General features: G+C 47.7%; 25 protein-coding genes. 1 reads left to right on the forward strand and 24 read right to left on the reverse strand.

From position 1 onward, the window contains the following. Positions 1 to 52 precede the first annotated feature (52 nt). The 23 genes from G5B42_RS01915 to G5B42_RS02025 all read right to left on the reverse strand — a co-directional run bounded on the left by G5B42_RS01915 (position 53) and on the right by G5B42_RS02025 (position 22,118). Positions 53 to 1,480 carry a CDP-glycerol glycerophosphotransferase family protein gene (locus G5B42_RS01915; RefSeq protein WP_231133147.1) on the reverse strand — a complete coding sequence of 476 codons (1,428 nt, stop codon included), beginning with the start codon at positions 1,478 to 1,480 and terminating at the stop codon, positions 53 to 55. Positions 1,481 to 1,499: 19 nt separating this feature from the next. Beyond that, a complete protein-coding gene (locus G5B42_RS01920; RefSeq protein WP_231133160.1) occupies positions 1,500 to 2,507 on the reverse strand; it encodes a glycosyltransferase in 1,008 nt (335 codons plus the stop codon). Between the two features lie 17 nt (positions 2,508 to 2,524). Further along, positions 2,525 to 3,337: a hypothetical protein gene (locus G5B42_RS01925; protein WP_181338762.1), complete on the reverse strand. Its 813-nt coding sequence runs from the start codon at positions 3,335 to 3,337 to the stop codon at positions 2,525 to 2,527. A 39-nt stretch (positions 3,338 to 3,376) separates the two neighbouring features. After that, positions 3,377 to 4,408 (reverse strand): TylF/MycF/NovP-related O-methyltransferase, encoded by a 1,032-nt coding sequence (locus G5B42_RS01930; protein ID WP_181338763.1) that lies wholly within the window; start codon positions 4,406 to 4,408, stop codon positions 3,377 to 3,379. A 29-nt stretch (positions 4,409 to 4,437) separates the two neighbouring features. Further along, positions 4,438 to 4,839, reverse strand: a complete 402-nt coding sequence (tagD, locus tag G5B42_RS01935) for a glycerol-3-phosphate cytidylyltransferase (RefSeq protein ID WP_181338764.1) — start codon at positions 4,837 to 4,839, stop codon at positions 4,438 to 4,440. Positions 4,840 to 4,844: 5 nt separating this feature from the next. Beyond that, positions 4,845 to 5,966, reverse strand: a complete 1,122-nt coding sequence (gene pseG, locus G5B42_RS01940; RefSeq protein ID WP_181338765.1) for a UDP-2,4-diacetamido-2,4,6-trideoxy-beta-L-altropyranose hydrolase — start codon at positions 5,964 to 5,966, stop codon at positions 4,845 to 4,847. Between the two features lies 1 nt (position 5,967). After that, positions 5,968 to 6,705 carry a cytidylyltransferase domain-containing protein gene (locus tag G5B42_RS01945; protein WP_181338766.1) on the reverse strand — a complete coding sequence of 246 codons (738 nt, stop codon included), beginning with the start codon at positions 6,703 to 6,705 and terminating at the stop codon, positions 5,968 to 5,970. Between the two features lie 22 nt (positions 6,706 to 6,727). Further along, positions 6,728 to 7,891 (reverse strand): UDP-4-amino-4,6-dideoxy-N-acetyl-beta-L-altrosamine transaminase, encoded by a 1,164-nt coding sequence (gene pseC, locus G5B42_RS01950; protein ID WP_181338767.1) that lies wholly within the window; start codon positions 7,889 to 7,891, stop codon positions 6,728 to 6,730. Next, positions 7,888 to 8,877: a UDP-N-acetylglucosamine 4,6-dehydratase (inverting) gene (pseB, locus tag G5B42_RS01955; protein ID WP_181338768.1), complete on the reverse strand. Its 990-nt coding sequence runs from the start codon at positions 8,875 to 8,877 to the stop codon at positions 7,888 to 7,890. The genes pseC and pseB overlap by 4 nt, the downstream gene beginning before the upstream one ends. Positions 8,878 to 8,892: 15 nt before the next feature. Next, entirely contained in the window at positions 8,893 to 9,075 is a 183-nt protein-coding gene (locus G5B42_RS01960) for a hypothetical protein (protein ID WP_181338769.1), read from the reverse strand. A 79-nt stretch (positions 9,076 to 9,154) separates the two neighbouring features. Then, positions 9,155 to 10,747 carry a motility associated factor glycosyltransferase family protein gene (locus G5B42_RS01965; protein ID WP_181338770.1) on the reverse strand — a complete coding sequence of 531 codons (1,593 nt, stop codon included), beginning with the start codon at positions 10,745 to 10,747 and terminating at the stop codon, positions 9,155 to 9,157. Continuing rightward, positions 10,734 to 11,333, reverse strand: coding sequence for a hypothetical protein (locus G5B42_RS01970; RefSeq protein ID WP_181338771.1), 600 nt, complete (start codon positions 11,331 to 11,333; stop codon positions 10,734 to 10,736). The genes G5B42_RS01965 and G5B42_RS01970 overlap by 14 nt, the downstream gene beginning before the upstream one ends. 143 nt (positions 11,334 to 11,476) lie before the next feature. Further along, positions 11,477 to 11,710 (reverse strand): carbon storage regulator CsrA, encoded by a 234-nt coding sequence (gene csrA / locus G5B42_RS01975; RefSeq protein WP_181338772.1) that lies wholly within the window; start codon positions 11,708 to 11,710, stop codon positions 11,477 to 11,479. A 158-nt stretch (positions 11,711 to 11,868) separates the two neighbouring features. Further along, a complete protein-coding gene (gene fliW, locus G5B42_RS01980; protein ID WP_181338773.1) occupies positions 11,869 to 12,324 on the reverse strand; it encodes a flagellar assembly protein FliW in 456 nt (151 codons plus the stop codon). A gap of 35 nt (positions 12,325 to 12,359) precedes the next feature. Continuing rightward, positions 12,360 to 13,244, reverse strand: a complete 885-nt coding sequence (gene flgL / locus G5B42_RS01985) for a flagellar hook-associated protein FlgL (RefSeq protein WP_181338774.1) — start codon at positions 13,242 to 13,244, stop codon at positions 12,360 to 12,362. 30 nt (positions 13,245 to 13,274) lie between these two features. Next, positions 13,275 to 14,705: a flagellar hook-associated protein FlgK gene (gene flgK / locus G5B42_RS01990; protein WP_181338775.1), complete on the reverse strand. Its 1,431-nt coding sequence runs from the start codon at positions 14,703 to 14,705 to the stop codon at positions 13,275 to 13,277. 1 nt (position 14,706) lies between these two features. Beyond that, entirely contained in the window at positions 14,707 to 15,117 is a 411-nt protein-coding gene (locus G5B42_RS01995) for a flagellar protein FlgN (RefSeq protein ID WP_181338776.1), read from the reverse strand. Positions 15,118 to 15,119: 2 nt separating this feature from the next. Continuing rightward, a complete protein-coding gene (gene flgM / locus G5B42_RS02000; RefSeq protein ID WP_181338777.1) occupies positions 15,120 to 15,422 on the reverse strand; it encodes a flagellar biosynthesis anti-sigma factor FlgM in 303 nt (100 codons plus the stop codon). Between the two features lie 596 nt (positions 15,423 to 16,018). Beyond that, positions 16,019 to 16,762: a ComF family protein gene (locus G5B42_RS02005; protein WP_181338778.1), complete on the reverse strand. Its 744-nt coding sequence runs from the start codon at positions 16,760 to 16,762 to the stop codon at positions 16,019 to 16,021. Between the two features lie 46 nt (positions 16,763 to 16,808). Next, positions 16,809 to 18,593 carry a DEAD/DEAH box helicase gene (locus G5B42_RS02010; protein WP_181338779.1) on the reverse strand — a complete coding sequence of 595 codons (1,785 nt, stop codon included), beginning with the start codon at positions 18,591 to 18,593 and terminating at the stop codon, positions 16,809 to 16,811. A gap of 145 nt (positions 18,594 to 18,738) precedes the next feature. Further along, complete coding sequence (gene recD2 / locus G5B42_RS02015) at positions 18,739 to 20,916, reverse strand: SF1B family DNA helicase RecD2 (protein ID WP_181338780.1); 2,178 nt, start codon at positions 20,914 to 20,916, stop codon at positions 18,739 to 18,741. Next, entirely contained in the window at positions 20,903 to 21,469 is a 567-nt protein-coding gene (locus G5B42_RS02020; protein ID WP_181338781.1) for a Gx transporter family protein, read from the reverse strand. The genes recD2 and G5B42_RS02020 overlap by 14 nt, the downstream gene beginning before the upstream one ends. Next, positions 21,432 to 22,118, reverse strand: coding sequence for a redox-sensing transcriptional repressor Rex (locus G5B42_RS02025; protein ID WP_181338782.1), 687 nt, complete (start codon positions 22,116 to 22,118; stop codon positions 21,432 to 21,434). The genes G5B42_RS02020 and G5B42_RS02025 overlap by 38 nt, the downstream gene beginning before the upstream one ends. Positions 22,119 to 22,311: 193 nt before the next feature. On the opposite strand from G5B42_RS02025, the gene spoIIP reads away from it, so the two are divergent. Continuing rightward, positions 22,312 to 23,424, forward strand: a complete 1,113-nt coding sequence (gene spoIIP / locus G5B42_RS02030; RefSeq protein ID WP_181338783.1) for a stage II sporulation protein P — start codon at positions 22,312 to 22,314, stop codon at positions 23,422 to 23,424. Between the two features lie 8 nt (positions 23,425 to 23,432). Here the strand turns inward: spoIIP and G5B42_RS02035 are convergent, their stop codons facing one another. Next, positions 23,433 to 23,879: a SoxR reducing system RseC family protein gene (locus G5B42_RS02035; protein WP_181338784.1), complete on the reverse strand. Its 447-nt coding sequence runs from the start codon at positions 23,877 to 23,879 to the stop codon at positions 23,433 to 23,435. Between the last annotated feature and the right edge of the window lie 54 nt (positions 23,880 to 23,933).

A 23,933-nucleotide genomic window follows, 5' to 3' on the forward strand; every position in this document is an offset into this window, starting at 1 on the left:
TTTTTATTTTTTAAATTTTAGCCAAATACGCAAACCTCTTTTATTAACAAACCTAATTTGTCCATTTCATTTCATAGCTTGATAAATATTTATCAATTTCAGTCCATACCCTTAAGCTGGATTTATTATCATAATATTTGAATATCAATTTTTTAACCTGCTCTCTTTTGTCTTTCCATTCATCCTCCTGATTAAGGTATTTTTTAAGCTCCTTTTCTAGTTCTTCCAATGTAAAAACAGTAGGTCCCGGTGTTAAATAATCGTAAGGTTCCAATAAAAACCCCCTATTTTCACTATATTCATCCAAATCAGTCGGCGCGAAGATTAAGGGTGTATCAATTAAAAGCGTATCAAAGAAAATTGATGAATAATCGGTTATCAACACTTTACAACATCCCATAAGCTCATACAGATGTATTTTATATTCCATAAGAATATCCTCAGACAATAAAAACACCTGTTCATGCTGGAATATATCTAAATTTTTGAACTGGTAAAACTCAAAGGGATGCAGTTTAACCACTAAGAATAATTTATTCTTTTCAAGAATCTCCTTAATTCTATCCGTATCTTCATCTTTAAATCCAAATAATTTAGTCCATTCGCAACTGGTTTCAATGACCTGATTTTTTCCCTTTCGCCAAGTAGGAAGATAAAACACTATGTTGTAACCTGATAAACTTCTTTTGCATAAACTCTCTAGTTTGTCCAAACTTCCTTCCTCAAATAATAAGTCGTTACGTGGCATTCCTGTAATTCTATATTTATCGGCACAACTGGGGAAACATGCATTAAAAAAAGTAGTGTATAACTGAGAATATGAAAAAACTAGTTCCGTGTGTTGGGAGCGGTTTCTATAATATTGAATGGATTTTTCAGTTACTGTTTTTTGCAGAGCACCCAATATTTTAATTGGAAATCCATGCCACATTTCAAAATTTAAATGTACTCCATTATATATTCCATCATAATGTGAAGAACAAATTACATCAAATTTACTTAAATATTCTTTATCATTACTGGTAACTAATTCCACATCATATTTCCCCTTAATAAAATCAGGCATATATTTATACAAGGCAAAACCATTATAATTAGAATAATTATAATTAATAAGAGCAATTTTCAATTTGTGATTATGCTGTTGCTTATCCTTGAGCATTAAGCTATGAACTTTCTTATAATATTCCATATTGTTTTTATTATGGAGTCCATAATCAAAAGGAATTATTCTATTGTATTTTATTCCCATATCTAATAACTGTTCCATTATTTCGTTGGAATATTGACTGGCTATTACAATGTAATCATAACGAAAATCCTGTATCTTTTGGGGGGGATTAATATATCTATCTTTAAATTTTTTATATTGTTTTGAGATATCATTATCAACAAAGCATAAAATAGTTACTTTAGTTGAATCAAGCATCTCTACAAATTTCTGGGCGCTGCTTCCTGTACCGAAAATAATAATATTCAACATATTTCTATCACCACCATTAGTTTTGATTCAAAATAGCATCGATGTCGCTTATGGCTTTATTATATTCCTTTTCATATTCTTCGATAAGTTGTCTGTACTTATCTAAACAATGATAGAATAATTTCCATCGTTCGTTTTCGATTTCAACTATACCATTTGCCTCATAAAAACTCTTATCCCTATACAATTTAGCTGCTGCGCAAAGCATTTGCTTGAATATTTTGTTTACCATTTTTTGCTCATGATTTATTTCTTGATACTCATCTTCCAACAAATTTATACAATAAAATAGATTTTCTGCTATTTTTTTCGAAGTATTATTTTCCGTCATCAATGAACTTCCGGTCAATCTCCGATAATATAGTTTTTCAGGAAGATATTTAATTTTTTTAATATTTTTAGATAAGAAATACAAAAAAATACAATCCTCATAGTAAGTAATTTTATTATCAAATCTAATTCGATTCTTTTTTATTACATCCATATCAATCATATTAATCCATAAATTCCCTCTGAATTTATTATTGAACAAACATAACTTAAGAAATGTGCTTAGTTCCATAAGACCATTACCATTAGAGACATCACTTCGATCATAAAACTTTGACATTCTTATAATTTTCTCAGGAGGGTTATTTTTTAAATAATCATCTTCGAATACACATTGAGCATCAAAAGTAACCATATCCACTTTTTGAGCTTCGAAACAAGACATGCAGATTTGGAAGGTTTTTTCATGTATAAAGTCATCACTATCCAAAAAATACAAGTAATCTCCGCGCGCTATTTCAATCCCTAAATTTCTAGCCGCAGATGCTCCTTGGTTTTTCTGCTCAATTAGTTTAAACCGGCTGTCTTTTTTCATATACTCTTTTACGATCTCTCCACATCTATCTGTAGACCCATCATTAATAACTATTGCTTCAAAATTAGTATATGTTTGTTTTAAGAGTGAGTTCAAACAATCAGATATATATTTTTCCGTATTATACATTGGAATAATTACAGATATGAGTTTGTTCATCACTTTCTCTACCCTCTTCACTCTATGATTTCATCCAGGGATAGTATAAGTTTATCAGTATAAGTTCTCAACTCTTCATAAATCTGTTCAAAATCATAAACAGGAGTAACTACAATCAGGTCCAAATCATTTCTGCCAATTAAATCACTGCACTTAATGATCGGTATCCCCCTATAAGATTCGTTCGTATCGTACTCATCAATATAAACAGATACTTCGATGTTTTTTTTCTCAAGAATAAGACTGAACATTTTTCCAATTTTCCCTACGCCATAAAGGGCTACTTTGGTATTTTCATTCAAATATTTTATATTTGTTTTATTCCCGCTTAGGAAACCAAATACTTTTTCGCCTATTTGTACATTTGTTTTATAACGGTATATTTTATCAAATTCATTAATATAAATCGTAAAGATAATAATGTTATCGCGAAAGAACTCTTTTATCTTTTTTTGTGTTTTTCGGTCAATACTATTCCATAAATGAAACAATCTATTAATTTTAGCGTTATACAAATCTTGAAGTTGATATATATTTTTAATGAATTCCGTATTTTGATAGTTAATAATACTTTCGAGCAAAAGCCCATTAAGAATAAAATAATAGGAAGGTTGTTTCTCCGGCTCAAACTCAATAATTTTACCATTAAATATAAAGCGGAAAAATAAATTCTCGCATGTAAAATAATTAATTATATTCCTCTTAACAAAACAGTTAATATTCTCGCGAGGGTACTCATTATTAATATCAAATTCCAGTACGTTGCCTTTAAACGTAATATTATCTATACTAAATTTTTTAACAAATTCCGGCGAAATACTCAGTTCCATTTATCAAACTCCCTTATTACTAGACGTATTATCATTTATTCACTTAATAAAAACGGCACTACCCAAATAATCACTTAGCGGAATATAGTTAATACCCGTTTCCCGCCAAAATTGTTTAACTGCTTCCTTCACACCGGAATAATAGGCATTATTATAGTCATGGATTAAAAGATAACCCCCTTTGGAAAGTCTTGGATAAAAAAAATGCAACCCCTCATAAGTAGGTTTGTACAAATCCACATCTATACTAACAAAGGAGAATAATTCATCAGCTAGATCAGTCGCGCTTTGGGGAAAATACCCTTTTTTAATAACTACATTCTTTTTATGCGACAGCTTGTCCACAACTATTTCAACGCTTGTATCTCCTAAATGTCCGGCTTTAGCTTGTGAAAAATTTCTGGATTTTTCGATCTCAACATCTTTTTGAGAAAAACCTTCGAAAGTATCAAATATATAAAATATTCTATCTGGAAATAAATCATTTATAAGTTTGGAAAAATCTCCTTTATAGACCCCTAGTTCGGCAATTGCCCCTTCAATCTTTCTTTCCCTCACTTCCCTTGCAATCAATTCTACTGTCGATACACGAACATAATCTATCCCTTTAATTAAATAATCTGGATAATTATATAGTTTCTTATTTCTTTCCATATCGAAAGGAATCATATTGCATATAGCATAATTCTTAAAATAAACAGACAAATATTCATCCTTCAGGATATTTATATATTTCATATTATCCTCATAAATTTCTTTTACCAGAACTTTTACCCCTTTTGGCTTTGGCTGAAATAGTTGGATAATTTTACTTCTTTGTACATTCATTTTTAAAAGTTGATCTGTTATTTCCTGATTATATATACTGGCAATTACAATATAATCATAATCATACTTATCAACAGCTATAGGATTTTCAACTTTAACTCCATTATGGACCGTTCCTTGCTTGGCTCGGTTATTATCCAAATAAGCAAGAATTTGTACTTTTTCCAAATCTATTATCTCTAAGGCTTTTTTTGAACCTTCCCCTGTCCCAAAAATTAACACCTTTATTTTACTGTCTTGCATCACTATCCCTTCCTTGCGTACAATAGATACTAAATTACCGCCTTGGCAGCTTGCAGATCCTTCTTGATTTTCGTTGTTGAAATCCCTTCGGTCCTGGGTAAATATATTACCTCGCATAAATCCGATAAATCATCAAATTTCCCTTCCCAGTCCGAACCCATGACAAAAATATCCACTTTGTATTTAATAATATCCTCTCTCTTTTGCTCCCAATTTTTTTCCGGAATTATTAAATCGACATATTTAATCGCTTCTAAAATTGCCTTTCTTTCCTCGTAACTATGGTAAGCTTTTTTTCTTTTTATTGCGTTAAATTCATCAGTAGATAAACCGACTATTAAATAATCACCTAATTTCTTTGCCCTTCGCAATAAGTTTATATGCCCGACATGCAACAAGTCATAAGTCCCATAAGTAATAACGGTTTTCACTATCTTCACCCCTTTTGCATTAAGTCAGAGAACAAGGTTTTTAACCTATTAGCTAAGCTTTTTAAAGGGATTTCATTATTTTTCCCCAAATACCACACCATTCCCGCTTCTCCCAGTGTCTCTAACGTCTCCACCTGATTCTCCGCTACAGCAATAACAATCGTCGGCAATTCCAGGTAAAGCCGCTCCCAGGTGGTGGTACCCCCGGCACCGATCGCCAGATCCGCCGCCGCCATCAACTCCGCCATATTCTCTACCTGACAGTGGTAGTTAGTTTTGGGCATCTCGCTACAGATTTTCTTAATTTCTTCTTTATGTGGATTAGTTGCCCCAACCACCACATCCACGGCAATCTCGGGGCGGTTCAACAGTTTGATTGCTTCCAGGGCCTTTTTCGTCTCATTGGTCGGGTCGCTCCCCCCAAAAAAGATCAGAATCCGCCGGATCTTCCCGTCCCGTTTACGTAAAGTTTTTTTCGCCTGGTGGAACTCGGGGCGAAGAAGAGCGTACTCGGGCCCGAACAGTTTCCGGCAGGTCGAGGGAACCAAGCCGTTGTACCGGTGTACCATCCCCCGGAAGTAGTTTTGATCCAAGAGCAGATCACAATCATGGGGGCGGTTGGCCAGATCATCAATGACCATAATCCTGTTAACATAGGGTCGAAGGAACTGCTCCCATTTGTAATCTATGGCATAGCTGTCAACAACTAAATTTATGTTTGGACCCGGTTTTAAACCCGGATCAGAAAACACCTGCGCCGCAATTTTTGAACTTTGGTTGATTAGACCCTCATCAAGGCAAGAAGCTTGCCTCGAAACACCATCATTACCTATATCGGATTGCACTCCAGCTTGGTTAAGGATTATTTCCCGGGTTTTCGTTGCATCTGCCCGCCAGTTTTCACCCAGCCATGCCCAGTAGTCTCCCGTTAAATTTATTTCATCGTTCAAACGATAGACTGTAAACCCTTTGCTTTCCACATAATCACATAAATCTCCGGGCAACACCCGGGATATAAAAGAAACCTCCAGCCCGAATTGTCTAAGGTCGCCGGCTAATGTGAGACAACGCATGACATGTCCCGTGCCAATCTGGGCGGAGGCATCAGTCCGAATAAACACCTTCATTTTACTTCACCGGTTTCTGTTTTATGTGCGCGTTGATCTTTGTCCACTCAGGATTTTCTTCTATTAGTTTCAAACAATCCTCCAGGGTAAAATGGGGATTAACCGGATAGAGCGCGGTAATGATCTTTTCGATCAGCGCAAAATCCTCCGGTGTATCAACCGTCCACCGGTAATGGCTGTAATCTTTCTCATAAGGCAAAGTCTTTATTCTATAACGTTCCGGATGTCTCTTGATAAAGATGGTAACATGCTCACGCTCCGCTTCGTCTGTCGCCTCTTCGTATGCCTCCTTAAGCGCCTGATAGGAAAAGACCTCCGTATCCATCCCCCGGGGGTAAGTCCGATTGGAAAAGGTGTTTGAAACGTAATCGTATTCCGCTTGATGCGCCAGATAAAAGCCAATCACCTTATCAACCACCGCCGGATCGATCAAAGGGCAGTCGGAAGTAATCCGAACGACCACATCGGCGCCAAATTGGCTTGCGGCACTGTAGTAACGGGCCAGGACATCATGCTCCGGACCACGAAAGTAGGGAACACCCAATCTTTGACACAGGTCAACAATCGGTTGTTCCTCGCCGTTATCCGTCGTGGCAATGATCACCTGATCCGCCTGTTTTACCCGTAATAACCTTTCCAACTGATATTCGAGTAAGGGTTTACCCAGGACCTTTTTCATGATCTTCCCCGGCAGCCGGGTGGAACCCATCCTGGCTTGGACAATTATTGCGGTTGACATCATTGTCCTCCTCTATCCACGTTTATCTTATTATCTCCTCTAATCTCTCTATTACATAATCCTGATCCTCTTCACTCAGTCCATAATAGAGCGGAAGCGTAAGCGCCTCGCGGTAATACTCTTCAGCTTTAGGGAAATCGCCGGCTTTAAAGCCTAACCGCTCATAGTAGGGCTGGGTGTGCACGGGAATATAATGCACATTGACATTGATCCCGGCTGCCCTTAGCTCTTCAAAGATCTGCTTCCGGGATTTTTGCAATTGATTAAGATGTAAACAGATCACATAAAGGTGATAAGCCGAATAGGTCTCGGGATCCTGCCACGGCAAGGTCACCGGCAGGTCTTTGAGCATTTGATCGTAACGGTTTGCCAAATAACGGCGATGGTGGACAAACTCATCAATCCTTTGCAACTGACTGTAACCCAAAGCCGCCTGGATATCGGTCATCCGGTAGTTATACCCTAAGTCAATCTGCTGGTAATACCAAGGTCCTTCCTTGGTTCTTACCATAAATCGTTCGTCGCGGGTGATCCCATGGGTCCGGAGGCGCAGTAACTTTTCGTAGAGCTCCTCCCGGTTGGTTAGGACCATCCCCCCTTCGCCGGTGGTGATGATCTTGACCGGATGGAAACTGAAGACTACCATGTCGGAAAACTGACAGGCACCGACCTTTTTCCCCTGGTAACTGCCACCAATGGCGTGGGCGGCATCCTCAATCACCGTGAAGTTATACTGGTCCGCCAGCTTCCGGATCTCCGCCATCCGGCAGGATTGCCCGGCAAAGTGCACAGGGATAACAACCTTGGGCAGCCGACCGCTTTTGGCCGCTTGAACAAGTCTTTCTTCAAGAGCGTCGACACTCATGTTATAAGTCTGCGGATCAATATCGACAAAGTTAACTTCGGCCCCACAGTAAAGACCGCAGTTGGCCGAGGCGACAAAGGTATTGGGCGATGTCCAGAGCAGATCACCGGGCCCCAAGCCCGCCGCCAGGCAGGCCAGATGCAGGGCGGCGGTGGCATTGCTCACAGCAACGGCGTAACGCGCTCCGCAGTATGCCGCTACCGCTTCTTCAAACCGCTGGATCGCCGGGCCCTGGGTCAACCAGTCGGACTGGAGAACTTTCAGTACCGCTTGGATATCTTCCTGGTTAATATCCTGACGGGCGTATGGAATCTGCTTCATTCTGCACCCAGCCTTCTTAGCTCTTCCACCGTCAAAAAGACCGGATTGGTGTCGGAACGGTACTCAAATCCTTCGACAACCTGGCGTCCAACCTCTCCCGTTGGTAGATGTTGGTAGTCAGGTTTGCCGAAAGTGTGGATCGGTGGTTGGATTAGGTAAAAATCGGTAAACTCGAGGGTTAAATGGGATGCTTCGGCCGGGATCATCAGTTCATGCAGTTTTTCCCCGGGCCGGATCCCAATGATCTTCATCTTCAGATCTTCACCAAAGGATTTCACTAAATCGGTGATGCGCATCGAAGGAATTTTCGGCACAAAAACCTCTCCGCCCTGCATCCTGGCGAAATTTTTTAGGACAAAATCCACGCCTTCCTGAACTGAAATCCAAAACCGGGTCATTCGCGGGTCGGTCACCGGTAATTCCTTTGTTCCTTCGGCCACCAGTTTCTTAAAGAGGGGCACCACCGAACCGCGGGAACCGATCACATTTCCGTAACGGACTACGGCAAAACGGGACTGGAGTCCGCCGGCGATGTTATTGGCCGCTACAATAAGCTTCTCCATAACCATCTTGGTGGCCCCATAGAGGTTGATCGGGTTCACCGCTTTGTCGGTGGAGAGGGCGATTACCTTCTTTACACCGTTTTCGATCGCGGCTTTCACCACATTTTCCGCACCGTTAATGTTGGTTTTAATAAACTCCATCGGGTTATACTCCGCCGCCGGCACCTGTTTTAACGCCGCGGCGTGAATCACATAATCCACCCCGCGCATTGCCTGGCTTAAACGGTCCGCGTCCCGGATATCGCCGAGAAAATAACGCATCTGCGGTGCTTTGAAGACTTGTTGCATTTCGTATTGTTTCAGTTCGTCACGGGAAAAAACGATCAATCTTTTTAACTTATACCTCTCCAGTAAAGTCCGGACACAGCAACGTCCAAAACTACCTGTTCCCCCAGTGATTAATACGGTTTTTCCATCAAACAATTGACCCCACCCCAACTACTCAACTTTACCGTATGCGGTAACAAACTGCTTCATTGTCTCGTATTCTTTAGCCATCGTTTGGAAGTCACTTTGCAAGTTGGTGACGAGACGCTTAAAGATCTTTGTGATCTTTTCACTCTTGTGGACCGGATCGGTTTCAAAGCGTATTTCATCGATCTCTTTCACGATCAGTTCCAACTCCACCCGTCTGCTGGGCTGAATAAAGACCTTGTAAAACTGGTTCCGGTTCAGTTTCCTCAGTTCCCGGTTGAAGCGGTCAATCTGTTTGTGGAGTTGAGCACTGTTCCCCCCCCGGCCCCAACCTTTCCAAGGCGGAGAAGGCTTTAGTTAACCTGGAAATCGTCTCCGGTAGAGAACGATACTCCGCTTCCATCTTTTTATGCTGTTGCTGGAGATACTCCCCGTCATATTCGCATGTTGCCGCCGGGAACCAACCGGGCTCGACCACGCGCCGGGTCAACCGTTCCGCGATCACCTGCTCCAGAGGGATAAAGGTTGTTCCTGCGATCTTCGCCCCGCCCTTGGTGGTGTTGATAAACTCCGCCTCTGGATGGTGGGTGATTACCCGTTCCAGTTCGGAACGCATCTGGTTGTAATCCTCGAGTGTATAAACCTGTCCGCCATCCACCGCTTCGGTCAGGATCGCTTTTTTTCGCCACTTTTCCGTCACCTCAGGCTTATAATAAGGGATCCCTCCCGCATAGCGGTATTCCCCGCGGAATGCCAGGTTTTGGCCGACAAAGATCACCGGGTCAAACCCAAGGTGCTTTAAGAGTTGGACCAGGACCACCGACACGGTGCTGCTATCGTGGAAAGTCTGGAGTTCAGCTCCGTCTTTTAACCGCAGGTAATACGGAGCAACGGTGTCCAGGCTGTTGATCATATGGGCCTTCGGCCCGGGGTATTTATCGATAGAGATCCCGACTGTACTGCCAAAGATTAATGGGATCTCGGTAATTTGCTTTTCATAAACCTGCTGGTAAACCCCGTCAAACCTGTTGGGATCATAGGAAGTGGCCGCATCGGGGTAAATCCCGTTATTGAGAAGCGGCACCAACCCAGACCCGGCCGAGAAGATATAAGCTAGTCCTTTTTCTTTGATTAGGCGCAGGTTTTCAATCTCGTCCAGCAGGGAGGGACCGGCGGCAACAATCAACGCCGGGATCCCCTGAAAACGGTCCTTCTCCCGGAGTATATTAGGGGTAGTTAAGAGATGCTTGAAGTTGCGGATGCTGTTTATCGTCCATTTGCGCTGATAGGTAGCGTTAGCATTGAGATTGAAACGCTTTGCCGCCAGCGTCCTTTGGAAACTGGCCAGAAATTCTTTGGTCAGCTCCGGAAAAGCCTGTTCGTAACTGGGCAGGGCTACAAATAAGACGTTACCGTCGCTAAAGTCAGTAAAGTTTTGCAACAAGATTGGGCGATTGGACGGTTCCATTTCCACATAAAAGTTTTTCAGCTGTTTTAACGGCAAGTTGGCCAGCGGCCGGCTCGCCAGATAAGTAACGAGGATCTCCGGCACCGGTTCGTAAATGGTAAAACCCAAATTAGGGTATTTGCGCATAAAAGCTTCTACATGGTAGCCCAAGCCTACCCCAAAAAAGAAGACATGGCGGTATTTCTCGACCCCGGTAAATTGGTCGACAAAACGTTCGGCCTCCGCTTCCGGGTTGTAACTACTGTGCAGATAAAGGCTTTTCCCGTCCTTTTCCACCTTTAAAGTGGGCATCCCGTTCCGCGCCGTCGTAACTTCAAGCGCAGGAAAAACCTTTCCCTCCAGGGGTTTAATCGCCTGCCAAAGCTGGGGAAACCGTTCGGTCAAAAAATTAAGGTTGTCAATTAGGATCATTGGCATAACCCTCGGTTTTCATTAATTCTTTAATCTCTTTATCTATTGCGGAAAAGAGCGGTGATATTTCGTATTGCAAAAGATCGCCCAACAACACGTGGTCGGAGTTTTGCAGCGCTTCTTGTAGCTGTTTAATTTTTTCATCAAATTCCCCGCTCCAACCCGGAGTATTCTGTTTTTCCGGGTGGTAGCTTTCCAGGGTGGTCACTACCTCCAAAAGCCATTGGAGCCCTTCTAACAATTGGGTGAATTTATGCCAGGATTCCTCCGTTGGCCCCTGGTAAAACTCGGCGCTCAGCTTTTCCACCTCCGGTCGGGCCCTTCCCAGATAATCTTCGGCACTGGCCATTATCTCCGCCAGGATAGTACGGAAACTTTCCACCCCAACCTCTATTTCCTTGATTTCCCCAATTCGCTGACTAAGATAAAGAACGTAATCGGTCTCGATTTTCTCTCCATCAACGGTTAAGGAGGTAAAAGCATAACCGGTATCTTTTAATTTTTCTTCAATCGCCATAAACAATTGTTCAATGGCGGAGAGTTGGTTGGCCAGTTCTAACTCGTGTTCTAAAATTTTAACGCGCACGTTGATTCCCCCAAGCTCTTTATTCCCAAGCTATATAAGCTATATAATTCATCGGTAATAACCGGAAAAAAGTTAAGGGCAGCTTGGGAATTATTATTTTTAAAGAAAACACCACTAGATAAAAAAAGTAAAGACCCTGGTCTTTACTTTGTTTTCTTGCTCCACATCGCGTTCAATTCTTCGATGCCAACCATAGTCTCCGCGGCTTTTTGGTTCTCCTTTTGGATTTCAAGGTACACCTCTTCGCGGTGGACCGAGATCCGTTTGGGAGCGCTGATCCCCAGTTTCACTTGTTCCCCCTTGATCTCAACCACAGTTACCTTAACATCGTCGCCAATGATAATGCTCTCGTTTATTTTCCTGGTCAGTACCAGCATTTAAATCCTCCTTGACTTAACCTCCCGTTTTCCGAAACCTTTCGGCGAGGAGTTACCTTAAGCATTAACTTACCTTAGATAAACTGCCCCGATTTCTTTAAATCATACTTCCAATCTGTCTGTTCACCAAACCCAAGGAAGATCCTGCAACTTCGCACTTATTTGGCCGCGGCCACGGAAGTGGCGCTCTCTTTCTTCCATAAATTAAACCGCAAGGGGTAACCACTCTCGCTGAGGATGACCTGCATCCCCTTTTTAACAGTAGTATTGATGACAATCGGCGCGTAAAGATTTACCGTTGCCTCCTCCGGTTTTCCCGGCGGGATGGTGACAATGGCCAGCACCAGTACTTCTTCCAGCTTCTTGATGGCCAACGCTTCCCGTTTCTCTTCGTCTAATTCAAAATCATAATCGGGACAGACCTTAAACGGCGAAAGTACAATAAAGGCCGTCTCCGGATGGTGACAGGATTGGAGACAACCAAAGACCGCATCCTCCTCGCGGAGATAGACAAACTCTTTTTCCGTTTCAAAACCGGGCAAACCGTCGGGGAAATGAATAATCTCCTCCGCCGCAACTTCAACTTCGCCGTAAAACTTGGTCTTAACCTTCATTTTTCCACCTCACCACTTCAATGGGCGCTCTGCACTTATATGTAATTGACGAGGGTACTGCGCATAATCCGCGCGCTGGTGGCCAGCGCCGCTTGATAAACGCTTTCCTGCATCATCAGGTTCATCGTGACTTCGGCATAATCCGTATCTTCGATCTTACTTAGGAGCTCCCGGAAATTAACATCCATAAGCTCCATCCGCTCCAGATTCTTCTCCAGCCGGTTCACCTTGGCGCCAATCTCGCCCCGGATCTGCAAGACCTGATCCAGGCGGGCATGAATGTTGGCGAGGTCACTCTCGGAGATTGCCTTGTGGTCCCCACTCCGTAAATTGTGGATAAAATCCGATAACCGGTCAAAGAAATCCCCAAAAACCTGGTCGCCAGTGACGGTTACATCCATGACAATCCCCGTTCCCACTTCTGCTTTGAGCGGAGATGAAGACCCCTGCCAAGTAATGTCCGGGGTTGCCAGCGGGTCCAATTCATACGGGGGAGCATTGGTTCTTTCCCCGCCAAAGATATAGGTATTCTCCTGTTTGGTGTTGGCAATCTGGTATAAATGATTGCGCAGTTCTTCTACTTCATCGGCGATCGCATCCAAGGAGATTTGGTCAAGGACACCATTCGCCGCTTGCACCGCCAGTTCCGATAAACGGTGTAAAGCTTTGGTCATCTCATCCAAAGCATAGTCCGACCCGTTGAGCAAAGCCAAAGCGGCGTTGGCGTTCTCTTTGTATTGTGAGTTCTCATTAATCCCTTTCTTTAAGCGCATTCCTAAAATCAGTCCGACCGGATCATCGGAAGGCCGGTTGATCATCTTCCCCGTGGTCAGCCTGGTATAGTTTTTGTTCAAGCGTTCCATGGCTTTCTGAATATTATCCTGGACGCCCATATGGATCATGCTGTCCGTGACACGCATGATAAATCCCTCCTTGGCTGTAAACTATCCCTACCGGCCAACAATACCGGTGCCGTTGATCAGTCGATCTAAAACCTCGTCGATGGCGGTCATCATCCGGGCGGCGGCATTATATGCATTCTGAAACTTAATTAAATTGGCCATTTCCTCATCAAGGGAGACGCCGGCCACCGATTCCTGCATGTTTTTGAGGTGACCAACCAAAGTCATCTGGTTGGCATGGGTCACCTTCGCTTTCTCGGCATCCACCCCTAATTGGGCAATTAAACTGTCGTAGAAATCAGACAAGGTGGTCCCGTGCAGCAAAGGTTCTTCTTTAATCAAATGAGCAAGGCGCAAAGCATTTTCCCCGTTACCGACTTCACCGTTCCAGCTGCCGGGAGCGGGAATATAGGCCGCCGCAATCCTCCGCAGACCATCATCGGCCAAGATCGCACTGTCAAGGGTAATATCCTCCGCACTGGTTCCGGCGAAGAAATTAATTCCGTTGTTACCATCCAAATCGTATCCTTCTCCATGTATAGTGTTAAATTCTGTAATCAAAGTCGTAGCAAATTCATTCAGCGAATCTATATAATGCTGGACTTCCACATCGCGCATCTCTAATAAACCTTTGAGCTCACCACTGGTAAAATGCACGTCCATTCCATTGTGGGCCCAAACCACGCTACCATCAGGCTCAACGTCCAGGTGGTAGGAGGTGTCGCCGGCAACTAAAAGCATCCCGGAGATGCTGATATTGTAACGGTTGAGTTCGTCACTCTGGATTGAAATGGCGGTCAAGGTGGATAGTTCGCCCACTAAGACTTCCCGCTGGTCCAGAAGATCATTGGGGTTGTCCCCCACCGCCGTAATCTTTGCAATCTCCGCATTCAGTCCGGCGATCTGTTCGGCCAGCGAGTTGATCCGTCCGATCTTCACCGCAATCTCCGCACTGATGTCCTTCTGCAAGGAAACCAGTTGCCGGTAGGTATTGCGGATCGAGTCGCAAAGGTTGTTCGCTTTCTCCCGGACCACCGAACGGACGGCAATATTATCAGCACGGTTGGCGTTCCCCAGTTGTTGCAAAGCCGACCAGAACTCATTGAGATGGTAGCCGATACTGGATCCGGTTTCGAGATCCGCCGGTTCCGCCAACGTCACCTCTAAATGACTGAAGTTGCGCTGTTTGGCATCCCAGTAGCCCAAAGCGGAATTCTCATATTGGGTCCGCCGGTCGACAAACTGATCCCGCATCCGGCGAATCTGGGTCACCGTAACACCGGTTCCGATCTGCCCGGCGATCTGATAGCGGTTCATGGTGGGCACCGCGTACGGGTCAGTCGCCGTCATATCTACCACTTGCCGGGAATAACCGGGTGTGTTCGCGTTACTGATGTTATGCCCCGTTGTATCCAGGGCCAACTGTTGGGCCCGTAATCCCCGCAGTGTTGTTTCGATACTGCCAAATGTGGAACGCATGTTATCCTCTCCAATTTAATAATGAACGGTTACCAACGGTTTCAACCTTACCGGAGGCACCGTACATATTACTTTCTTCTGCGCCATGGATCAACCTTAAAGAGTAATCCACGATCGCTAAAGCGTCTTCTAATAACTGTTGGTTTAAAAGATTAATCTCCTTTAGCCGGGCAATCAAAGCGGCTTTTTCTTGACGCAACCGCTGACCTTCGGTACTGTCACCAATCTCTCCTACGTTCAGGGGGCGTAAACCCTCGGCCTTGGCCAGGGCTTTCTCCTCGTCGTCCACAATCTTCCTTAGAGCTTCCAAATCATTTTCAAAGAGGGCCTCTTTTTTAGCGACGGCCAAATCCACTAATTGCTGGAGGAGATTAAGCTCTTCCGTCATCCGTTTTTGCACTTCTGTAGACAACGTCATCCCCCCACGATCCGGTCGACTAAACTCCGCACCAACATCCGGTGGGCTACTTGTTCACTGCTGACCTGATACTCCCCTTTGTCAATCGATTCTTTAAGTTTGGCCACAAGATCCGAACGGACTTCCGGTGTTTGTGCAATATTTTTCTGAATCAAATGGAGCTCTCTTGCTTCCGGTGATAACAACAAGGAATCACCCCGTCGGACGGACTCGGTCGGTTGAATAGTCCGGTTTTTTTGGTTTCTCGTCACTTCATAGGCTTTGATTACCGAGTTAACCTGCTGATTTGAGATGAGCATTTAACTTTACCCCTTTCCCATTCCATAGGTTCATCTCTCAAGGGTTATATCGGTTGACCCCCGGGAGATGTTTAGTGGAATTTTTTGTTTATTTTTTGTTGGACTTTAGTCGGAAGGAATTATTCCTTCTGGCACACTCCGGACAAGACTGTCCGGCCGGAACTAAGACGCCGCACACCGCACATAAAAAGTCCCCTTCCTGCTTTTCCCGAGTAATGAAACGGCCTTCCCGCCAAAAACGGGTAATAACCGACGGTTCTACTCCCGTTTCCCGGCTTAACTCCAGAGCAGAGACGTTTGGATGCGTCAACATATATTCCCGAATCCGCTCAAAATCGGCATTATCCTTTTCCACGCATTGCGGGCAAACACTATGCCCCTTGGAATTAAAAAGTTTCCCGCAGCGCTTGCAGTTCTGCAAACTCAAAAAGGACCCCTCCTGACTTTTGGTTCCGTCCCTTGGAAAGACAATTTTTTTGCCTTAACCCTTGGTCTTTGTACAACCGGAATCCATGTTTGTATCTTTATACGTTTACGATAAAAACCTTTCCCCCGAGAATCTCCAGGGAACCTTGACCCACAGCCAGCATGAGCACCTATCCTTGCCACCGCTCAGTCGTAACCCCCACCGCCATGGTTAATGCTTTCACCCGGCGCGCACCAGCAATTAAAAGGGCACGGGCGGCGGCGGAAAGGGTGTACCCGGTCGTGCGAATATCATCAACCAACAGCACCTCTTTGCCGGCAACCGCCGGACAATCCACAACGGCAAAAGCGTTCCTGGTGTTCTCTTTCCGCGCCCGGCGGCTCAGTTTACTCTGGCTGACCGTCGGTTTCACCCGCTGCAATACTCCGGTATACAGCGGACGGCGTAAGACCGCGGCCAGTGGCTCTGCCATCAGTTTCGCTTGGTTGTAGCCACGGACGGCCAATTTCTCCGGATGCAGAGGAACCGGAATCACCGCCTCAATCCCCTCCAAGCGGATTTCGTTCTCAGCCCAAACCGCCAGAATCGTACCCAGTCCCCGGGCCAAATCCGGCCGGAAATCATATTTCGCGCTATGAAGCAATTCCCGCATATAACCGTCGTACACGGCCACCGCCATTGCCTGTTCGAAATAGTACATCTCACTTTGACACTCATGGCAGGGTTCATGATCTCCGCCACGCAAAGGACGGCCGCAACGGGAACAGACCGGTTTGGTGACAAAAGGAATCCGGTCCAGGCAGCCCTGACAAAAAGCCAGAGGATAAATGGAGGTAAAAGTTGTCCCGCACGCCACACAAGAAGGCAGTGGGGGATAGAACAGTTTCAACAATGATTGAACGAGTGTCCGCAATTAAACCCCCTACTTATTTTGTATATCGGTTAATTGCCTTTTTTCTTTAATCTTTTAAATTGGGCCGGGCTTTCGCCCCTTCCCGGTTCATCCGTAAAATCGCGTTGCGGGCTGCTTTCATGGTTGGAGTGATTTTCGGCGCGACAAAATAAACCGCACCGCCGGGGTCCTCAGCCTTGCGCCCTACCCGGCCGGCGATCTGAATTAAAGTCTCTTCCGAAAAAATGGCTTCCTGGTCGGCGTGGAGAATCATCAGATCCAACCGGTCAAAATTCAACCCCCGCTCCAGGAGGGTGGTCGTGACTAAAAGCCAAAGGATCCCGGAGGAAAACTGTTCCACCTTCGCACGGCGGAAAGGATCCCGCGCGTGAATATGACTGATGTAGGGAGCTTCATGGGGGAAGGCCTTTTTCAGGCGGATTGCGAAAGTCTCGACCGCTTCCACGGTGGGCAGGAAGATCAGTCCTTTCCGTCCTTGCGTCCGCCGGGTCAAGATAAAATCGCGGACCAACGCCGGAAGAGGCTGGTCATCCCTACTTGGTATGGCCGTACGAACCAGGTGGGGAACGGGAAGGGGCTGGCCGTGGTGGCGAAGGGGAAGCTTGGTCACAGCAATTGCCCCCTGTGCCGCCCGGCGACGCCAGGAGCGATCGGGGGTCGCGGTCAGGTAAACCTGTTTTCCCGTCGGCAGCACGACGCGGTCCAGAGCGGCATTGAGCACCGGGTTGTTATACAAAGGAAAAGCGTCGGCTTCGTCGACGATCACCAGGTCAAAATAGGCGGTAAAACGAAGCAGTTGGTGGGTGGTGGCCACGACCAGTAAAGCATCGGGCACCTCCTCTTTATGGCCGCCATACAACAGGCTGAACGGCAAACCGGGAAAGCATTTTTTGATCCGTCCGCTCAGTTCCTGGACGATCTCCCGCCGCGGAACCGTAAGTAACACCCGTTTTCCTTCGGCCAAAGCGGCTTGGATCACCGGGAAGACCACTTCCGTTTTGCCCGCCCCGCATACCGCCCAAACCAGCATAGTCCGTTTCTCCGGCTGGCGCCAGAAGGCCATGATCTCAGTGACCGCCCTTTCCTGCCAGCGGGTTAAAGTCGGCAAAACAAGCACGGGCGGAGAAGCCGGAGGTGCACACTTGGGCTGTGGGTCCCGCCAGTGGTAAAGAGGAGTCTGATCAGTCACGGCACCAAGCTCCCGGCAACCGGAACAGATCCGGGTGGGCTGGGCCGATCCGGCCAGTTTTTCCGGGAAAATCCTTTCCCACTCCCCACAGCGGCGACAATAGAAACGGCCCCACCGGTCCAGACCAACCGCCGCCGTGAGTTCCACCTTCCCAACCAGGACCAGCTCCTGGAGGACGATGGTTAAGAGGTAAGGGGTCACCCTCACCCCGTTCCGCGCTAAGGCTGACCGGATCTCTTGCGGGGTCAAGGCCCGTCCCAACAGGACTTTGGGAAGGATCGCCCCGAGCAACGTGATGTTCTCCTCCCCGCTGGCGGCCGGAAAGCGGATCCGGTCTCTTCCCCCGTCCGTCACCGGCACCCAGGACCCTTCTCCATTCCAGCCGTAACGACGTGCTGTTTTGGCAAGCATCCGCCCCAGGCGGCGCAGAGAAAAACCGGCCTTCCCAGTCTCGGCGTAGAGAGCGAGCTTTGCGCGGATCTGCTCGGCGAGCCATAAAGGGAAGGGCCGGTCCCAAGACCAAACCCGGTCGTATTCATTTTTCACCACCCACCACCAGACCAAAGCAGGATCGGACGTCAGGTTAACCGTCCACCCTCCGTTTTTTTCAATGATGATCGGGTAGTACGTCACCGGTAACATCAGGCTTCCTCCCCCTGGGCGCCGCGCCCACCATTGACCGTGCTTCCCTCCGCCTTTTGCTCCCCGGCCGTTGTGAAAATGTCTTGCTCAATTTACCACTATTGGTGAATGAAATGATGCTATTTGCCGCATTTATAACGCAAGTCTAAATGTTATTCTTAGCATTATCCGCCGGCCCGATCTTCGCCGCCAGGTCGGTAATGGTCGGCGCCAACCAGGAATAACGGTCTTCAATCCTGTTATTCTGCACGGCAATCGCCAACGCCTTTTTCGTCCCAACCAGAACCACCATTTTTTTGGCCCGCGTGATCCCGGTGTACAATAAATTCCGTTGCAGTAAAATATAATGTTGGGTCGTGAGCGGCATAATGACCACCGGGTACTCACTACCCTGGCTCTTATGGACGGAGATGGCATAAGCCAAAACCAACTCGTCCAGTTCCTCATAACCGTAATTGACCAGCCGTTCTTCCTGTTCATCAGCGAACGCCACGGTCACGACCTGCTCTTCCGGATCGATCTGGACGATCTGCCCCAGATCGCCGTTGAAGACCATCTTCCCGTAATTGTTCCGGATCTGCATTACTTTGTCCCGGCGGCGAAAGACGCGTTCCCCGAAACGCACCTCGGCCGTCGCACCACCACCCGGGTTTAAAGCTTGTTGGAGAAGGGTATTGAGGTTGTCCACCCCGGTTACGGTCCGGCGCATCGGAGAAAGGACCTGAATATCCTCGATCGGATCGCACTTTAAATAGCGGGGAAGCCGCACCGTCACCAAGCGGATAATCTCGTCCACAATCTGCTCCGGGGCGGGCGCATGGACAAAGAAGAAGTCGGATGCCCCTTCAAAAGTCGGCATTTTACCCGCATTGATCCGGTGGGCGTTGGTCACAATCTTACTCTCTTTCGCCTGCCGGAAGATGGTCTGCAGGCGGACCAGAGGGATCACTCCCGAGGCGATTAAATCCCGGAGCACCGAGCCCGGTCCCACCGAGGGCAATTGGTCCTGGTCCCCGACCAAAACCAGCCGGGTCCCGGGGGTCAGCGCTTTTAATAATTGGTAGAAAAGCGGCAGATCAACCATGGAGACCTCGTCGATGATAACGATATCCGCCTCCAGCGGACGCTCTTCGTTCCGCCCATAGCTTAAACCGCTCCCCGGCGTGTAGCCAAACTCCAGCAACCGGTGGATGGTCTTGGCCTCTTCCCCGGTGGCTTCCTTCAGTCTTTTCGCCGCTCGTCCGGTGGGGGCCGCGAGCAAGGCTTTCTCTCCTCTTAATTGGCACAAGCGGATCAAACTGCGGATCGTGGTCGTCTTCCCGGTTCCCGGTCCGCCGGTAATCATTAAAACGCCTTCCTGCAAGGCTTTCTCCACGGCTAACCGCTGTTCGAAAGTGAGCGTGCTGAGTTCTTCCGCGGGAAAAAGGAGCGGCCGTTCGGCCGGCCGCTCTTTTAAAAGCAACAGGAGTTTTTCGGCCGCCTTCCGTTCACACCAGTAGAAAGAGGCTAAATAAAGCCGGTTCGCTTCCACAAAGACCGCTTTCTCTTCCACTAAATCATTGATTGCCCGCTGTACCACCTCTTCCGGAGCCGCCAGCTCCTTGCTGACGGAGGTCACAAACTCGGCGAGCGGCACATAGACATGGCCGTCTTCGGTCTCCTTCCGGAGAAAATAGAGCACCCCGGCCCGCACCCGTTCCAAAGCGACCGGGTCCTTCCGTCCCAGGAGGCCGGCAATGTGGTCGGCGGTTTTAAAGCCAACCCCAAAAAGTTCATCGGCCAACCGGTAAGGATTTTCCCGGATCACCGCCGCAGCCTGCTCCCCATAACGGCGGTAGATCTTCGTCGCCAAAACGGGCGTAATCCCAATCCCCCGTAAAAAAACCATCATTCGCTGGATCTCTTTCTGCTCGGCCAGAGCAGCCCGGATCTTCTCCGCTTTTTGCGGCCCGATTCCTTCCACTTCCTTAAGGCGTTCCGGCTTTTCGTCGATTACTTTCAGCGTCTCCAGGCCGAAAGTCTCCACGATTTTCTTGGCGGTCACCGGGCCGATCCCCTTAATCAAACCCGATCCCAGGTACCGCTCGATCCCTTCCACCGTCACCGGCGGGAGGACCTCAAAGGTTTCCACCTTAAACTGCCGTCCGTAGGTGGGATGGACCGTCCACTCCCCGCCCAGGCGCAGACTTTCACCGGTACTGATATTGGGGAGAACACCAACGATCGTCAGTTGCTCCTTTGCGGTTTTAAACCGGGCCACCGTATACCCATTTTTCTCATTATGAAAAGTAATCCGTTCCACAATCCCTTCAATTTCGGTCACGGTTGTCCCCCCCTTCCCCCGCCCACGGCTGCCGTTCGAGGATCCGTTGGGCTAAATAGCCGGTCAGCCAACCGGAGGGCAGCGCCAAAAGCAAAGCCCATGGCAGCAAATAAAAGATCCTGGTTCCGGGAACAAGCAGATACAAAGTGAAGAGCTGTCCACAGTTGTGGGCAACAGCCCCGAGCACGCTAATTCCGTTTAGACTGAAGACCCGCGGCAGAAACCGCCAGAATAACCCCATCACCAACAGAGCGGCAATACTCCCCCCGACACTTAAAGCAAAAGGTACCGAAAACAAAGTCCCGGTCAATAGCGCCGCCAGGACGATCCGCCCGCCGGTCACCCCCCATAACATCCGTTGGCTTTCCGTCACGAGAACCACCAACGTCACCACGTTCGCCAATCCGATCCGGGCTCCCGGAATCGGGACCACAAGACCGAGGGGCACCAAAAAACTCTCCAGGAGGTTAAGGGTGACCCCCAGGGCAATGTAGGCGCTGATTTTCGTAATGGTTTTAATCTGTTCCCGACTCGATGTTTGTCTGTTCTTCATTGCCTTCCCATTCTCTACTATAATAAGCCAAAGATTCCAACTGCAAAGTGAAATCCGCATGGTGGACCCGAACCCCCGCGGGCACGGTCAGTTTAACCGGGGCAAAATTAAGAAAAGCCTTAACCCCGCTGGCCACACAACGGTCCAGGATTTCCTGGGCCGCCCCGGCGGGAACAGTCAGGATCATAATTTTCAAATCAAGTTTCTTGATGAGTTCCGGCATCCGTGCAACCGGATAAACCTCCACCACGGCAATCCGCCGCCCGATTTTCCGCTCGTCCTGGTCAAAGGCGGCTCTCATTCTTAATCCTTCCCGGCTGAGAATCTCCCTTTGGCGGTCGGCACCATACCGGAGAAAGGCTTGTCCCAGATTCCCCACGCCGACCAGCCCGACATTGACAATGCGATTCAGCTTGAGAATACGGCGCAGCTCACCGCGTAAAATGCTTACATCATAACCCACGCCCTGTTTCCCAAAAACGCCGAACATGCTTAGATCTTTCCGGATCTGTCCCGGGGTAATCCCCGTCCTTTCACCCAATTCGTAGGAGGAAATGATCGGTGCATGATCCACATCAATCTCGGACAAAACCCGTAAATATAGAGGTAAACGGTTAACGACTACATCTGGTACGCGGCGTTGTCGCACGGGATTCCCCCCTTTTTTTAATATACTCCCCTTCGACGTTAAGCCGGACTTTCCTCCTCCTCTTGTATGTAAAGCCTTATAAAGCCCTTGAAACCGCTGTCTTAAAATACCAACCTTGGGCATATAATTCTACAATAAATCACAAGTCAACGCAGAACAACACCGCGTTTAAAGAACAGGGGGCCGGTAACCGATGGATACACTCCCGCGCAAACAATTGCCGCCGGAGCACTTCCGTTACCTCTTAGTAATCGGTCTGACTTTCTTCACCTTTTTCATTGCGATCGGATTTTATCTGGTCGACCTTGAGCGACAACAAGGTTCTTCTTATCCCCTTACCTATCTAAAACGCCTCTACCATCTGGATTCCCAGGTCGGGCGCAAGTTTTTTTCGCAGGTAATCCCCGGCTTTAAACGTTACCGTTTCGAGGACGATCCGGATTTTATTCTTGACACTAAAACCGCCGATCTGATCCTGCGCTTTCTGGTCAACATCCGGAACCCGTCCCCGCGGGAGATGTTCAAGGCCCAATTTCCTTTGCTCGCCCGGACAGAAATGGCAAAAACCTATACCCTCCGTAATGCCGCCACCCACCGGCCGGTACCGGAGCCGAACACCCAGCGCCCGGCACCCCTGCCGCCAACCCGTCCGGCACCAACCACGCCGCCCGTTCAGCCGCCACGGGTTGAACCGACGCGGATTCTCATCTACCATACTCATACATCCGAATCTTATGTACCCGTTAGTGGCCGGACCCACAACCACAACAACCGCGGGGACATTGTGCAGGCCGGCGCCTTCCTTGCCAAACTCCTCGAGGATAAATACGGAATTAAAACCTTACACTGCGATAACATCCACGATTATTATCCCTTCCGCGATGCCTACCAACGGTCGGCCGAAACCGTCCAGAAACTTCTGGCCGAACATCCCCAGGTGGAAGTGGTACTCGATCTCCACCGGGATGCTACCCCCGGGCTCAACCATAAAGTCCCTATTAAAGGAAAAACCGCCGCCAAGATTATCCTCGTCGTCGGTTCCGATCGGTTGGGACTGCCCCATCCCAACTGGGAAAAGAATCACCATTTTGCCAATTCCCTCTTGGAGGTGATGGACCTCCTCTATCCCAATTTGGCCCACGGGGTGATTCTCGCCGAAGCCCGCTATAACCAGCATCTCCATCCCCAGTCCATCATCGTCGAGTTCGGCGACGATAAATCAACCTGGGAGGAGGTCACTTACTCTCTTGAACTCTTCGCCGAGGTGCTGGCCACCTATCTCTCCCAGGCCAGCTACTCGATGTAGAGCCGGGCTTACTCCGGGTGCGCACGCTCGAGTACCCGCGCGATATACGGCTGGTAACGGCCTGCCTTCTGCAGTCGCCGGTCGTAAAGGTTGAGCCCGCCATAAGTGAGGACCAGACCCAAACCCCCGCCCAGCAGCCCGCCTGTTTCCGCCCATGCCTCGCCTATCAGGAGGCCACCCAGCTGGGCTCCACCCAAATACCCCAGGAGAAAAAAGAAGAGCGGCAGGACATAAACCAAAAAACTGGCTTTAAGAACGGAGTTTTCCTTCAACCCGATCACGACCCGGTCGCCTTTCGCCAAAGCCAACTGGTCCCTGGGAAGGACAAGCTCCTGTTCACCAAGGCTGTTTCCTAAAACCAGACATGCCCCACACTGCTGGCAGGCCGAATGGCGGATATACCGCAAACGGACTTCTTTTTCGCTCACATCGACAACCCAGGCTTCTTTTTCCATCGTCATCCCTCTTTACAAAACCTTAATGTATCGAGCACCACCCGCAATTCTTTC

The organism is Capillibacterium thermochitinicola (assembly GCF_013664685.1).
Lineage (GTDB): Bacteria > Bacillota > UBA4882 > UBA10575 > UBA10575 > Capillibacterium > Capillibacterium thermochitinicola.

What these genes read in the sequence shown, in the direction of transcription:
- flgL (WP_181338774.1), bottom strand. Translation starts at nt 13,244, where the DNA reads ATGCGTGTCACGGACAGCATGATCCATATGGGCGTCCAGGATAATATT.
- fliW (WP_181338773.1), bottom strand. Translation starts at nt 12,324, where the DNA reads ATGAAGGTTAAGACCAAGTTTTACGGCGAAGTTGAAGTTGCGGCGGAG.
- flgK (WP_181338775.1), bottom strand. Translation starts at nt 14,705, where the DNA reads ATGCGTTCCACATTTGGCAGTATCGAAACAACACTGCGGGGATTACGG.
- pseG (WP_181338765.1), bottom strand. Translation starts at nt 5,966, where the DNA reads ATGAAGGTGTTTATTCGGACTGATGCCTCCGCCCAGATTGGCACGGGA.
- G5B42_RS01930 (WP_181338763.1), bottom strand. Translation starts at nt 4,408, where the DNA reads ATGCAAGACAGTAAAATAAAGGTGTTAATTTTTGGGACAGGGGAAGGT.
- flgM (WP_181338777.1), bottom strand. Translation starts at nt 15,422, where the DNA reads ATGCTCATCTCAAATCAGCAGGTTAACTCGGTAATCAAAGCCTATGAA.
- spoIIP (WP_181338783.1), top strand. Translation starts at nt 22,312, where the DNA reads ATGGATACACTCCCGCGCAAACAATTGCCGCCGGAGCACTTCCGTTAC.
- csrA (WP_181338772.1), bottom strand. Translation starts at nt 11,710, where the DNA reads ATGCTGGTACTGACCAGGAAAATAAACGAGAGCATTATCATTGGCGAC.
- G5B42_RS02035 (WP_181338784.1), bottom strand. Translation starts at nt 23,879, where the DNA reads ATGGAAAAAGAAGCCTGGGTTGTCGATGTGAGCGAAAAAGAAGTCCGT.
- G5B42_RS01920 (WP_231133160.1), bottom strand. Translation starts at nt 2,507, where the DNA reads ATGAACAAACTCATATCTGTAATTATTCCAATGTATAATACGGAAAAA.
- G5B42_RS02020 (WP_181338781.1), bottom strand. Translation starts at nt 21,469, where the DNA reads ATGAAGAACAGACAAACATCGAGTCGGGAACAGATTAAAACCATTACG.
- pseC (WP_181338767.1), bottom strand. Translation starts at nt 7,891, where the DNA reads ATGAAGCAGATTCCATACGCCCGTCAGGATATTAACCAGGAAGATATC.
- G5B42_RS02010 (WP_181338779.1), bottom strand. Translation starts at nt 18,593, where the DNA reads ATGTTACCGGTGACGTACTACCCGATCATCATTGAAAAAAACGGAGGG.
- G5B42_RS01965 (WP_181338770.1), bottom strand. Translation starts at nt 10,747, where the DNA reads ATGATCCTAATTGACAACCTTAATTTTTTGACCGAACGGTTTCCCCAG.
- G5B42_RS01925 (WP_181338762.1), bottom strand. Translation starts at nt 3,337, where the DNA reads ATGGAACTGAGTATTTCGCCGGAATTTGTTAAAAAATTTAGTATAGAT.
- G5B42_RS01945 (WP_181338766.1), bottom strand. Translation starts at nt 6,705, where the DNA reads ATGTCAACCGCAATAATTGTCCAAGCCAGGATGGGTTCCACCCGGCTG.